Below are 15054 nucleotides of genomic sequence, written 5' to 3'. Positions count from 1 at the left end.
CCGACGGCGGCCCGCCCGTCACGGCGCCCGTCAACGCCTCCGACGGCGTCGAGGTCACCGGCACCCACCACCTCGCCGACGCCCTCGGCCAGGTCGCGGACGGCCACCGACGGCCGGAGTCGGCGGACCCGGACTGGGCGGCCGGGCTGGTGCGCCGGGACGACCGGCCCACCGGCGGCCACGGCGGTCCGCTGCCCGGCCGCGCCTACGGCAGCGCGCTCAGCCTCGACCGGCCGGACGACCCCCGCCGCGAGGCCCTCTCGGAGGCCGCACGCCGGATCGGCGTCAACGAACACGCCTGGGCCGACGTCGGCGAGGCCTACGCCGTCCAGTCCGTCGCGGCCGCCGGCGAGCAGGGCCAGGCCAGCCTGGAGCACAACCACGCCAAGCCGCGGACCGGCGCCACCGGCGCGCACTTCGGCTACCACTTCGCCACCGTCGTCCTGGCCAGCGAGGACGGCACCCACCAGATCTCCCTGGAGAACCACGCCCGCGTCTCCCAGCGCACCCACCGCCACCGCCGGGCGGTCCACGCCAACCTCCGCAACCACGACCTGGACGACCTGCGGGCGACCGCCGCGCGGCTCCGCCAGGAGATCGAGCGCCGGGAAGGCGACGCGAACGACGGGCACCTCACGGAACTGCGCGGCTACCTGGACCTGACCTTCGCCCTGATCCGGGCCAAGCAGGCCCAGACGGAGGGACACACCGCGGCAGCGGGCTCACCGGAGCGCGCGGAGGCCGAGCGGAAACTGGAGGCCGCCGTCCGCGCCGCCGCCGGCCGCATCGGCAGCCTGGAACCCGTCATCCCGGGCAAGCACCAGTGGTACCTGCGGATGTACGCGAAGCGGCCCGGCGAGTCGGCTCACGACACCAACGCCGAACTGCTCACCGAGGGCCCCTCGGCCGAGGCCAACCCGCTCACCGCCGTCGTGCTCCGCGGCCAACAGGCGCTGCCGGTCTCCGTCACCTTCGACAAGGGCGCCCAGCACACCCCCGAGGGCTCGCTCAACGCCATCCGGCACCTCGCCAAGGTGGTGGCCAGGACGGGCCTGTGGAACGCCGCCAACGGGCTGCCGCTGCCGGACGTCACGGTCAGCGGGCAGCGCGCCGGCCGCCTGGTCGGCCGGGACCCCGCCAAGGCGCGGGCCGAGGCGGTCGCGGACACCTTCCGCCGCGAACTGGCCGCCGCGCTCGCCGCGCTCCAGGCCGACACCCCCCGACCGCACCTCACCGCCGACCGGTTCACCGTCGACCCGGTGTCGGCGCGCGCTCCCAGGGCGTCGGCCGGCGACCAGGGCACCACCGTGGACATCACGGTCGACGACCACCGCGGCGGACCGCGCCACGTCGCCACCCGCGGCCCGAGCGGCAGCCTCAGGACGGGCGGCGGCCTGCTCGGCGGCTCCCGCGACGACGGGCTCGACCCCGTGGCCGAGCAGTGGCCCATCGGCCGCCCGGTCACCCTCGTACGGCCCCGCTACGGCGACACCGCCCCGGACGGCCCCGTCTCCGTCGTACCCGTCGGCGAGGCACCCGCGACGCCCCCGCCCGCGCACCCCACGGACAAGTCCCCGGCCACCGGCACGGAACGACCCCCCGGGCGCTGGTACGCCTACACCCGGCCCGCCGACTCCCGCGCGGAGCCCTTCCGCTACGAGGTGGCCGACACCGGGCACATCAGGCTGCCCGACGGGACGGAGCTCCCGCCGGACGGATGGACGCGCTTCGGCCACGACTTCGTCCACCGGGCGACGGGCACACTGCTGCGCGGCGACAGCGGCTGGATCGGCCGCGTCGCCAACATGGACTCCCTCGCCCCGCGACTGGCCGAACTCGACCCCGACCCCGTGCCGCACCGGATCGCGGCCGACCCCCAAGCCCTGTACGTGATACCCACCCACGGCTCCACCGCCCTGCGCGTCCCGCTGACCCGGGACCCGGCGCCGCCCACCGCCCGCATCGACGACCGGCCCCGGACCGTCGTGCGCTCCGCCTTCGACGTACGGCGCTTCACCCACGAAGGCGACACCGTCACCGACCTCACGGTGCGCCTCGCCCTGCGTCCGGACGGCGAGGCGACCGACGCCGTCACGGCGCGGGTGGCCGAGGGCGTGGAGCGGTTCTACAACCGGCCCGGCCACCGCCTGCCCGGCGGCGACCGGCTGCACGTCACCGTCGAGTTCGTCGGCCCGGACGACGACCCGCACCTCACCGTCGACCTCATCGGCCGCGACCGGCCGATGAACCAGCCGGCGTGGTGGGCCGACGCCGAACCGGAGGAGTACGCGCACGAGCTGGGACACCAGCTGTTCCTCCGCGACGAGACGCCCGACGCGGCCAACCCGGACCGCCTCGACGCGCCGGGCAGCCTCCTCGGCGACTTCCGCGAGCAGGCCCCCGACGGCCTCGCGCCGAGCGGGCTGCGCCCCCGCCACCTCCAGCTGTGGGCCGCGGTCACCGGGGACGTCGAGCCGCACACCTCCCCCGAGGGGGCGAGCTGGGCCGACGCCCGGGCCGCCGCGCCCGCCGAACGGCGCGAACCCGCCTGGGTCGACCCCGTGTCGCTCCCCGAGCCCACCCCGCAGACCGGCCAGGACGGCTCGCTCCCGCCGTCGCTGCCCCCGGGCCGCCCGATGACGACGGTGCGGGAGGCACCCGAGGAGTCCGAGCCGTCCGACGACTCCGACGAGCCGGACTCCGACGACGAGGACGAGCAGCCGCGCTGGGCCGACACCGGCTGGCTGGACACCGTCTTCGGCCCCCGGTGGGACACCGTCCCCGGTGACCGGCTCAGGGAGACCTCGGAGGCACTGTTCGCGCTGGTGTCGACCGAGGCGGGCGAGGACCAGGAACCGCAGTCGCTGTTCCGCGCTCTGAACCGCGTCACCCGGCAGGTCCTGCACCTGCCCGGCGACGCCCTTCCCGGCCCCGCCGACCACCGGCTCCTCGGCTCCCTGGCACTCGACGCCTCCTCGGACGACCTGGAGACCACCGAGGACCTCGCCCGCTACTTCGTCGAGCGGCAGATCGAGACCGGACGCGGCGCCCTGGACGAGGGCACCCTGCTGAGCGACCCGGCGGGGAACGCCGCCGGACGCGACTTCGGCCGCACCGGGCAGCACCCCGCCCCCGCGCCCGGCTCCTACGTCCTGCGCGGCACCGGCCGGGTCGTCGAACGGCCCGCTCCGTGGCAGAACCCCTACGTGATCGTCGCCCGGGTGGCGGACGGCGCCGTCGAGGTCTCCCTCATGCCGGGCCGCACCTTCCGGGTGACCCGCCTGGACGAACTCGCGATGCTCATCTCCTACGACAGCCGCCGGCCCCGCGGCGCGGACATCGTCCTGGCCCTGCCCCCGCACATCGCCGCCCCGCTCGCCGTCCTCGTCGCCGGCACCACGGGCCGCCGCGTCTGGCACCCCGAGGCACCGGTCGCCGTGGCCACACATCCCACGGCCGGGTCCCGGCTCGCCCTGGACCTGCGCGCCGGCGACACGGGCGCGAGCTGGGCGCCGGTCGACCCCTCGGAGCGGGACGGCCTCCCCGGCGCCCGCGATCTGAGCAGCGACAGCGAGAGCGACGCCGGCCCCGACAGCGACGACGACAGCGAACGCTCCAGCAGCGACGGCGACGCGGAGTTCGACCGCCTCGCCGACCGCCTCGTCCTCGAACGGCGCATCGACGAGCGCCGCACCCGGCCGCTCCTCACCCGCGACTACGGCGTCATCGACAGACACGGCACCGGCGTCCTGTTCACCAGGCCGCTCCCGCGGCACGTAGCGGAGGTCGGCACCGGGGACGGCACCGGCGCCGAGGCGGACGCGCTGCTCCTGCCGAGCCAGGACCACGGCACCGTCCTCATGGCCGACCGGCCGCCGCTGCACATCTCCGAGGACCGCACCCTGGCGCTGCTCGCCGACGGCGAGGGCACCACCGGCCGCGGGCGCCAGGTGTACGCCACCCGCGCGGCGATCGACGCCTCGTCGGCCCGGCTGGCCGCGGCCGGAGCGGGCGTACGGCTGAAGGCCGACGAGTCGACGGGCATCCTGCTCCCCGGGGAGGACGGCTCCTACGGCGAACCCCTCTTCCGGGTGGAGCCCGAGTTCCTGACCGCGTCCGGCTCCTCGGAGCACGCCTTCACACGGGACTTCGCCCAGATGGTGGCCGGCACCGGGACCGCGTCCCTGTCCCACATCGCCTTCCGCGGCCCCGCCGGCGACACCGTCGCCACAGCCCCCGTGAACGGGCAGCACGGCCGCGAGGTCACCGGCACCCACCACCTGGCGCAGGCCCTGACGGAGGTCGCCGAGGGCACCCGCCCCGCCGGTGACGTCACCCCGCGCTGGGCCGCCCGCCGCACCGGCCTCGACCAGCGGTTCACCGGCGGTGTCGTCGGCGCCCCCACCCCCGGCGAGCGCTACGGCGGCGCCCTCTCCCACGAACCGGCGGACAACCCCCGCCGAGCGCCCCTGTCCGCGGCGGCACGGCGCATCGGCGTCAACGAGCACGCCTGGGCGGGCGTCGGCGAGGGCTACCTGATCCAGTCGGTCAGCACCACCAACGACAGCGGCGCGCAGCTCTTCACCCACAACCACGCCAAGCCCGGCGACCGGGTCGGCCCGCACGCGCCCTACCACTTCGCCCAGGTCGTCCTGGCCAGCGAGGACGGCACCCACCAGATCACGCTGGAGAACGAGACCCACTCCCGCGGCGGCATCCCGGACGAGGAACTCGACGCGATCGTCGAGGACAACCTCGACCGGCACGGCGGCGACGGCCTGACCCGTCTCGCCCGGGCGGCCGAACGGCGGCTGGCCGACGCACGGCGCGACGGCGCGGACGGCACGGCCACGGCCCGCCTGGAGGACCTCGCGCGGGCCGCCAGGGCCCTGGCCGAACTCCACGACGCGGAGCGCATCCCGTTCTACTTCGACGAGGACCGCCCCGAGCACGCCCTGGCCCAGCGCGACGCGGACCGGGCGCGCATCCGCGCCAGGGAAGCCGTCCGGGCCGCCGCGCCGGTCCTCGACCCCAAGGGTCTGTGGTTCTTCCGGGCGTACAGCAAGCGGCCGGGGGAGTCGGCGCACGAGGTCAACGCGGCTCTGCTGTCCGAGCAGTCCCCCGCGCTCGCCAACCCGCTGACGACGGTCGTGCTGCACGGCCACACCCCCCGCCCCCACCAGCGGACGATCCGCTTCGCACGCGAGCAGCACGGCCTGCCCGAGGGCGCCGACGGCACGATCGAAGCGCTGGCCCGGACGCTGGCCCGCGTGGGCCTGTGGAACCGGGCCCACGGCCTGCCGCTGCCGTCGGTCACCGTCACCGGCCACGGCAACCGCTCGCAGGCCCGCGCCCGCAAGCGCGCCGAGGCCGTCGGCAGGGAGCTCGGCACCAGGCTGGCCCGGATCCTGGCCGCCTCGCAGCAGGGCGGCACCGGAACACCCCTGGCCGTACGGGACTTCGGCCTCACCCTGGACGCCAAGCGGGTACGCGGCGCCACGGACCCCGACGCGGGACGCACGGTGACCGTCGACATCGACGACCACCGCCAGGCACCGCCGACACCGCCCACCTCGCTCACCGGCGCCGCGCTCCCGCGCCCGACGGGCGACGTGCCGACGGCCGACGTGCCGACGGCCGAGGTGCCGACGGCCGAGGTGCCGACGGGCGCCACCCGGCCCGTGGGCATCCCGCCCGGGAACACCCGGCCCGCGACGCCCCAGGCCGCGACGCCCGAGTCCGGGACGCCCCGGCCCGAGGACGCCGCCCCCAGCCGTGCCGCGTCCCGCGCGCGCAGCCGCTCCCCGCTGCCCGGCCCGGAGCACCGGAACAGCGCCGCACCGCCGTGGGTCATGGCACGCATCCGCTACGCCGAGGAGTCCCTCGCCTTCGACAAGCGGCTGGGCGAGTACCTGGCCGAACACGAGGCCGTGGTCGCCGAGTACCGCAAGATGGCGAACGCGGCGTGGAAGGCGGCGCGCGAGCAACACCCGCGCAGCCTCGACCTGTTCGGCGACACCAGCAAGTACAAGGCCGGCGTCGTCGGCACCTTCCGCCCCGCCCTGCAACAGGTGCTGCGCAGCGGCAACCTGCGCGAACTGGTCGCGCTGCTCTACGAGGGCATCTCCAGCGACTTCGTGCCCGAGATGCTCGGCGGCCGGGAGGAGCAGCACCCCGAGATCGCCGAGGAACGGCCGAGCAGGCGGCAGCGCGAGACCCACGCCGAGTTCGAGCGGCGCGCCAAGGAGATCCTCGCCTCGCCGGACCTGACCCCCGCCCAGAAGAAGGAGGCGGTCGAGGAGCTGGAGCGGTCGGTGACGACCCTGACCCGCCCGGAGGACGCGCGCCCGCCGCTCAGCGAGGCCGAGCGGCGCATCGCGGTCAACGAGCACGGACTGACCTGGCTGCCGGCGACGTCCCTGTACGACATCGCGATGAGCGCCGGCTTCCAGCAGCGTTCCGAGTCCTCGGGCGGCCTGGTGGCGACCGGCACCGCCGGATCCACGTACCGCTTCATGCTGCACGCCGCCCGCATGCGGGACCAGTGGGGCGTCGACCTCGACCTCGGCCTGATCCGCGCCGGCATGCTGGCCGTCTCCCTGACGGTCGACCACCACACCTTCCACGAGGTGATGCGCGGCGCCCAGCTCGCCCTCGACGACATCGCGGACCACGACAGCGCCCTGGACTACACGGACAACTGGGGCCGCTACTGGAACATCCACCCCTTCGGCGAGCAGGAACTGCGCGCCCACGTCGCGCGGGACGGACGCTTCCCCGACGAACACGCCGAGGCCCTCCGCGACGAGCTGGAGAACGGGTCCACAACCGGTGCCCACGCCACCACCGGCCTTCCGATCCGACCGGCAGGGGCCCGCCCCATCCCCACGCGGCCCGCCACCACCGGCCTCGACCACCCCCAGCCCCGGACGCCGCACCGCACCAACCCGCTCGGCGCCCCCGCGACGACGGCCCCCGGCGCCTCCCCGGGCATCGCCACGCTCCCGGACGTGACGTCCGACGAGGCCGAGCGGCACCGCGAAGCCCTCCTCGACGCGCTGTACGGTCTCGGCGCCCTCGGCGACGTCGACCGGGGCCGGGCCGCCGAGGCGCTGGAGCGGCTGGACCGGCTGCGGGGGACCGACCCCCGCCTGCGCGGCGGTTTCCTGGAGCTGGACGCGACGGTCCGCCGGGTGCTGCTGCTCGGCCCCGCCGAGCAGGTGAACGCCGCGGCCCGCGGCGCCCTGGTACGGCTCATGACCCTCCCCACGTCGGCGGGGGTCACCTCCCTGGACGCGCTGTCCGCCCACTACCTGGCCCACCGAGGCGTGTTCCACCCGGACTTCCGGCTCACCGACGCCCAAGGCCGCCCGCGCGGCCGGAACTGGACCGGCCGCGCCCTGCCGGGTGACTTCGACGCGGGCAGCACCGGCCGGCTCCGGCGCACCCCGGACGGCACGACCGCCGACGGCGGCACCGAGGACGCTCCGTGGCGACCCGCGCCGGGCGACCCCGACCCGTACCTCGTCCTCGCCGCCGGGCGGGACGACGCGGTCGTGGTGCGCGGGCTCGGCGGATTCACGCGCCCCGTGCCCGGCGAGGTGCTGCGCGAACTGCTGGCCCTCGACCAGGACCTGGCCCATCGGCCGGGCGCGATCCTCCTGCACGTCGAACGCCCCGGCGCCGCTCCCTCCGACCTGCCGCGCGCTCTCGCCGACCGGCTCGGCCGAACGGTGTGGGCCGCCACCGGCCGGGCGGTCCTCGGACACCCGCCGAGCGCACCGGACCGCTCGATGCTCCTGCTCCTCGACGAGGAGGGGCGGACGACGCGGGGCCAGTGGCTCGAGGACACACCCGCGGCCCCGGGCTCCCCGCCCGGCACGACGGCCGACGACCGGGTCACCGCCCTCTCCGTCGCCCACGACGGCCACCGGTCCACCGGCTACCTCTCGATGGACCTCGCCCGGGAGGCGGACGGCGGCTGGGCACGGACACTCGAACACAGCCGCCTCGGATCGGTCACCTCCTACACGTACGTGCGCAGCGGCTACGACCACGGCAGCACCCCCGCCACCCTCCCCTGGGTCGAACTCGGCCTGCCGGCGCCGTACTTCCCCAACAACCACGGCGCGCCGGGCACCGTCGTGTGGCACACCCCGCAAGGCCCGAGGGAGGACGACGGGCCGCGGTTCGCGCGCACCCTCGCCCGCCGCCGCAGCCTCACCGCGCTCGCCCCCGGACACCCCGTGGTGCCGCTCATCTGCTACGCGGCGGCACGCCCCGGCATCGGCGGCGTCCTCGGCGGCGACGTCAGCGGGCCGCTGCCCTTCGTGCCCGACCCGCTCGCGGTCGTGGCGACCGGCCAGCACATGGCGAACGAGACGGGCCGCACGGTGTTCGCGACCGTCCTGTCGAACTCGGTCGGCCCGGCCCGGCACAATGACCCCGAGACGTACGTCAACCTCCTGACCGACGCGCGGGGCCGCGCCCACCGGTGGGTCATGTTCCGGCCGGAGCCGGCGGGCGAGGCGCTCGACGGGCCGGCCCGCCTGGCAGCCCTGCACACCGGTACGGGCGCCGCCCCGGACGCCGTACAGGAGCGGACCCTGCGGCTGGTGCGGGCGCTGCGCGAGATCTTCGGCCCCGAGGTCGACGACAGCCCGGAGTACCCGGTACTGCTGCGCGGCATGGGCGCGCTCGACCTGATGCACGAGGCCGACCCGGCCCTGAACCGCGACGGAGCGCGCCGGTTCACCCTGGACCTGTACGAACGGATCCTCGGCCGGCACCGTTCGGCAGGACTCGCCCCGGGACCGGTACCGCCGGTCACCCCGGACGACCACCGCCGCCTCCTCACCGAGGCCGCCGGCCGCCTCGACGCCGGGCAGCGGGGCCCGCTGAGCGACTGGCTCGCGCTGCCGCACCTGGCCCACCTGCTGGCGGGCCTCGCCGCGTCCCCGCAGCGCGAGCACCTGGCCCGGCAGATCCTCGGACTCGACGCCGCGGCACCGGTCGGCGAGGCCGAGTGGTCGCGGCTGGTGTGGGCGTCGTTCAAGGTCGCCATGGTGACGAGCGGGGTGGACAGGGGCGCGTTCGCCGCCGCCGTGCTGCACCTGCCCGCCCCCGACCCGGCCCGGTTCGGCGAGGCGGTGACCGTGGCCCGGCAGGCGGCCGCCGTGGGCCGCGACCCGCGCCGGATCCACGAACTGGCCGCCCACCACCTGGAGCAGCAGGGCGCACTGGCACCGCAGCGGCTGCTGAAGAACGCCGACGGCACCGCCTGGGGCCGGACCCTGGACGGCACGGACCGGCCCCCGGGCACCTTCGACCCGAGCGTGATCACCCTGCTCGGGCGCGGGCCGGACGGCTCACCGGTCCCGGTCGGCAGCGAGCCCGCCCCCTGGGCGACGCAGCCGGGCCGCCCCACCCCCTTCGTCTACGTCGCCGACGGCGACGCCGACGGACTCGTGCTGCCGGGTCCCACCCCCGCCGCGGTGCCCGCCCGGCAGTTCGGCGAGCTGGTCTTCCACGACGCGGAACTGCTCGGGAAGGCCGGCAACACCGAGGTGATCGCCGTGGTCCCGCACGGCAGCCCGGCCGGAACCCGGCCGCCGCAGGGCAGCCTCCCCGACGAGGGCACCCGCAACTCGGCCCGCAACTGGTGGACCACCCGCGGCGCCACCACCCTCCACCACGATCCGGTGACGGGCACCTACACCGTCGCGATGCTGCCCGGCCCCGACGGACGGCCGGCTCCGGCCGGCACCTGGGACCGGACCGGCCGTCCCAAGGGCGACCCGGTGACCGACGCCACGGGCCCGGTCGCGCCGGCCGTCAACTCCGTGTCCACGCACCGTACGGACGTGCCGACGGAGCCCACGTCAGGGCCCGCCGGTGCCCTCGCCGCCGCCTGGGACGCCCACGCCCGGGCGCTGGCCGCACTGCGCCGGGCCACCTCCGAGGCCGCCACGGTGGAGCGGGCCGGCGGTGACGACGCGGCGGTCACGGAAGCCCGCGCCGAGGCCGACGCGGCACGCCTCGGGCTGGAGCACGCCGAGGCACGACTGCGGACCCTGGGCACCGCCCCGGAGGCCCTGGGCGCGGCGCGGGAGACCGAGCAGGGGAGCGGGGAGAGCGCGGCGGCGCCGTCCGTCGCGGGGGACGCCGCCGCCCGCCGCCGGATCGCGGACCGGCTGACCGGGACCGACCTGCCGCCCGCGCCGTCGCCACCCGCCGAGGACGAGACCGTCGGCCCGCGCGACCTGGAGGCGGCGGGCATCACGCTCTCCGTCGGCCTGCGCACCGAGATGGCGCTGCGCGGCGACGACCGGCTCCCCGCGGCCGCGCTGCCGCCGCTCGACCTGGCCCGGATCAGGATGACCGGCCCCGGTGCCTGGACGGCCGCGTCGGACACGGCGGCCGCCAACGCCGCACGGCGGCTGTGGGCGCGCGCGTACGCCGACTTCGCGGCCGCGGCTCCCGAGGGCTCAACCGAGGCCGACACCTCCCGGGCCTGGGCCGCCGCCGTCGTCCTGGTCCTGCCGGCCGAGCCGCACGAGGCGCGCGCCGACCACCGGTACGCGGGCGAGGACTTCCAGGAGGCGGTACGCCGGGTCGCGGACCACGCGCTGACCGCGCCGACGGACACAGAGTCCGCCGCCGAACTCGCCGACACCCTCCGCTCCGGCCTGGGCCTGCGCCCGCGCTGGACCGCGCCCGCCCCGGACGCGCGGGACTCCGCCGAGGGCACGGCCGGGGACACCGCGTCGGACGCCGGGACGACCGGCGCCCGCACGGCACCCTCGCCCGGCACCCGGCAGCAGGCGCCCGCGGCCCGCCCGGGACCGGTCACCGGCACACCCGACGCCGGCACGTCGCCGCCGGACGATCCCACCCCGGACCCCTCCGGCCTCGACCCCTCCGGCCTCGCCCCCTCCGGCCTCGACCCCTCCGGCCTAGACCTTGCCGGCCTAGACCTTGCCGGCCCAGACCTCGCCGGCCTCGACATCACCGCCTTCGACTTCGCACCCATCGCTCTCGACCCGCCCGACGCCCCGCCCGACGACCCGCCCGCACCCGGCAGCGCCGCCAAGGCCCGCTCCTCGGCGGCGGGGGAGCCCATGGAGGGCGTGGAGACGACCTCGGCTCCCGCCCCCGCGCCCACCGTCATCCAGCCGGTCCTCACGGGCCCGGCCGCCCCGGCGCCGTCCGCGCTCCCTCCCCGTAGCCTCGTGGCGTTCGCGCGAGAGGCGACGGTCCCGTCCGCGACCGGCCTGGAGACCATCGAGAGGCTGGCGCACCAGGTGGCCGCCGCAGGGCTGCACAACCGCCGGGAGGGCTGGGCCCCACCGCGCGTCGAGGTCACCGGCTACGGTGCCGACGGCCAGGGCAACCGGGGCCTGAAGCGCGCGACGGCCGCCCGCAACCACTTCGTGCGACAGCTGACGCAGGCGCTTCGACGGTTGCAGCAGCACCTCCCCGCCGACGCCCCGCGACTGACCGCCCAGGACTTCCGCGTCAAGGCGCTGGCCATGAACCGGGTGCCCGACGACTGGACCGGCACGGGCGCCCTCGCCGGCGTCGGCCGGGCCGACCTGGGACGGCAGGCGACCATCCGCGTCGTCCAGGCGGCGGACGCGGCCGCCACGCAGACCCTCGACGCCCTGCGCCGCCGCCACCGCACCCTGCGCCACGGCCCGCTGGACGTCGACGCCCTCGCCGCCCGTGTCCTGCACCTCACCCCGGGCACGTCCGTGGACCAGGACATCCGCGACGCCCTGTTCGGGCTCGTGAACCGGGCCACCGCGGCCGGCCGCGCGACGAGCCTGCCCGCCCTGGCCGCCTTCCACCTCACCGAGCTGGGCGTGACCGGGCCGGGCGGCGCCCGCCACTTCACCGCCGGGGGCCGCCGCGTCCCCGGCCTCAACTGGGCCCCGGACACCGGAGGGACCGCCGAGCTGGACACCACCCGCAGCGACGTACTGGAGGACACCGGGCCCGGCCCGTACGACATCGCGGAGACCCGGCGGACCCCCTGGCCCCGGGGCGTCACCCCGTACGTCGTCGCGGCGGGCGGGCGGCACGACGGGGTGGAGGCACTGCTGTCGGACGGCTCGACGCGGCACCTGGACGTCGACGAGTTCGTGGAGCTCGTCGCGGCGGACGTGGCACGCGAGCGGCTGCCGAAGGACACGCCGATCGTGCTGGCCGTTCCCTTCGCCGGTGACCAGTACCTGGACCTGCCGCGCACGCTCGCGGACCGCACCGGCCTGACGGTGTGGGCGCACAGCGGCGAGGTGACGCTCAGTTCGGACCAGGGGGTGAGCACCGTCGACACGATCCGGCGCCCCGGGGCCCCGGAGGGCGACTGGACCGCGAGCGGGCCCGGCCTGGCACCCGACCCCGACGAGGATGTGCCGGACTGGTACCGGCAGGTGGCCACCCGTCCCATCGTCAGCGCGCTGACGGGCCGGCAGATCGGCCGCGCCTCGCACCACGCCGCGGAGTGGGCGACCGCCTTCGAGGACGACGACCGCCACCTGGACCGGATGTCGACGTACGTCCACTACTACCCGGCCACGGGGCGGATCTCCGCCGAGCACGAGCTGCCGCGCCCGGGTGCGGAGAGCGCCGCCTACCGCCTGGACGCGCACGGCTCACCCGGCCGCCTGCACCTGGCGATGCGGGACGGCACCGTCAAGCCGGTCGACGAGCGGGAGGCCGGGCCGTGGCTCAGGCGCCGCAAGAGCCTGTCGAGTCTGCCGAAGAACCACTGGATCGACTTCGTGGTCTGCTGGAGCGGCGCCCCCGGTGACCGCACCGTCCCCGCGCCGCCGAACACGGCGAGCGACGCCTACGCCGGCCCGTTCGTCCCCGACCCGCTGAGCAGCCTCTCCCTGGGCCAGCAGCTCGCCAACTCCACGGGCCGCGCCGTCCGGCTGTCCTACGGCTCGCAGGGCACCCGCAGCCAGGACGGCCGCTACACCCGCACCCTGTTCGCCGACGCGCAGGGCCGTCACCGGGCGTGGGCCCTCTTCCGGCCCGACCCCGCGGGTCCCGACCTCGACCGGCTGGCGGAGATCGCCGGCCTGAGCCCCGGCGACGGCGAAGTCTCCGACGAGATGCGCGCCGCGACGCTGCGCCTGGTACGGGCGCTGCGGCTGACCTTCGGCCACGACGTGGACGACGCGCCCGACTTCGCGGAGCTGCTGCGCGGCGTGGCCGCCGTGGACCACATGTGGCGCGGCGACACGGACTTCGACGCCGCCGGACCGTTCACGCTGGACCTGCTCGACCGGGTGGTCGCGGCGCACCCGGAGGCGGCGTCCGGCGTGGACCGGGCGGCCGTACGCCGCGTGCTGGCCGCGGCGGCCGACCACTGGGCCGCGTGGCCCGGCGACGACCTGGTCGGCTTCGTGGAGGTGCCGGCGATCGAGGCCGCCGCGCAGTGGATGCGGGGCGGCGACCTTCAGGACGAGGCCGTGACCGCCCTGGACCTGTCCGGCCCGCACGAGGTGGGCGAGCCCGAGCGGTCCCGGATGTTCTGGGCCCGGGTCAAGTCCGAGGAGATCCTCAACGCCCCCGGCACGGACCTCGACGCCCGCGTGCCCAAGGTGCTCCACCTGCCGCCCGGCACCCGGCCGAACGGCTACCGCGGCACCCTGCTCGACCTGCTCACCCGCGCCTTCGCGGCAGGCCGGGACGCCACCGACCCGGACGTGGCGGCCGCCTACGACCTGGACGAGTCCGGGGCGTACGCCACCACCGGCGTGCGCACCACGGGCGGCGACGGGAGCGGCGACGGCCGCGACTACACAGCCGAGCGGACGCCGACGACGGTCGACCTGGCCCGGTTCGGTACACCCGGTGGCATGACGGACACCCCGTGGGCGGACCGGAAGGGCCCCGCCCCCTACCTCGTACGGGTCACCCCGGAAGGCAACTCCCCCGACGTCCTGGAGCTGACCTTCGACGGGGAGAGCTACCGCGTGCCGACCGGCGAGTTCCTCGAACTCCTCGCGCACGACACATCGTTGACGGGCAAGGAACTGGACGTCCCCGTCGTCCTCGCGTTCTCGGCCCACGGCGGCGACCCCGGCGACCTCGCCGGGCGGATCGCCCAGCGTCTCGGCCGCACCGTGTGGTGGACCGGCTTCCCGGCGGACCTGTCCCCACTCGGAGCCCCGGGGGAGCCGTTCCTCACGCTGCGCACGACGCCGGACGGTGCCGAACCGGACGCCGACGCCTGGCAGAAGGCCCGCCCCGCCCAGGCCACGGCCCCGGGCGACGCACCGCGCCCGATCCGGGCACCCCTGGCGAGGCCCGCCGCCCTGCCCGGCCCGCACACCGACCCCGATGACGACGATGACGACGTGAGCGAGGCCGCCGCCCGGCCCGCACCGACAGAACACGGGACGAGAGGACGAGATGAGTGAGCCCGGCGCCAAGACGCCTGCCGCCGCCGACACCACCCTGGACCCCGCGCCCCCGGAGGAGTACGTCCGGGCCGCCGGCCTCGCCCCCGACCACTGGCTCTACCTGCCCGACCCCGCCTGGCAGGGCGAGGGGCCCCCGCCCGACTGGGCCGTGGTCGGCCAGTGGCGTTCCGACTCCGACGGGACGATCGTCGAGTGGGAGGACAACCCGGAGTACCGGCCGTCCCCGGAAGCGATGGGCTGGCCCGAGCCCGCCGACGACATCGACCGCGCCATCCAGCTGGCCACCACCGGCTACGGCCCCGCCGAGGCCGTCACCGAGGCCCTGTCCGGCGCCGAGGTCGCCGTCCTGGTCACCGCGGACGGCGAACCGGTCCGCGCCGCGGCACCCGACGGCACACCGGTGGTCCTCGCCTACACCTCCTCCCGCTACCTCCACGCCGCCGGCCGCCTGTCCTTCGCACAACTCCCGGTCGCCACCCTCCTCACCCGCGTCCCCCAGGACCACGGCCTCTACCTCAACAGCAGCGCCCCGGTAGGCATGGTGCTGCCGACGGACGGCCTCGCCGCACTGCTGCAAGGGGGAACACCGCCGGAAGGGGGAACACCGCCGCAATGA

The 15054-nt window shown here is 76.6% G+C and carries 2 protein-coding genes (1 of these 2 cut by a window edge); both read left to right on the top strand.

Going from position 1 to position 15054, the window contains the following annotated elements:
* A protein-coding gene (locus tag AC07FV_RS15770) for a lonely Cys domain-containing protein (RefSeq protein ID WP_479087653.1) crosses the window boundary here: on the top strand, positions 1–14435 show its 3' portion. The gene continues 14215 nt to the left of window position 1, outside the view; only the last 14435 of its 28650 coding nucleotides appear in the window; the start codon falls outside the window, past its left edge; its stop codon occupies positions 14433–14435.
* Complete coding sequence (locus AC07FV_RS15765) at positions 14428–15054, top strand: type VII secretion system-associated protein (RefSeq protein WP_479087652.1); 627 nt, start codon at positions 14428–14430, stop codon at positions 15052–15054. Before AC07FV_RS15770 ends, AC07FV_RS15765 begins: the two co-directional genes overlap by 8 nt.

Source organism: Streptomyces sp. NPDC045956 (assembly GCF_056430705.1).
The sequence above is the reverse complement of the archived record's forward strand: the minus strand, read 5'-3'. Positions and strand labels throughout refer to the sequence as shown.

Bases quoted from the DNA above. Each gene is read 5' to 3' on its own strand.
- AC07FV_RS15765 (WP_479087652.1), top strand. From the start codon at position 14,428: ATGAGTGAGCCCGGCGCCAAGACGCCTGCCGCCGCCGACACCACCCTG.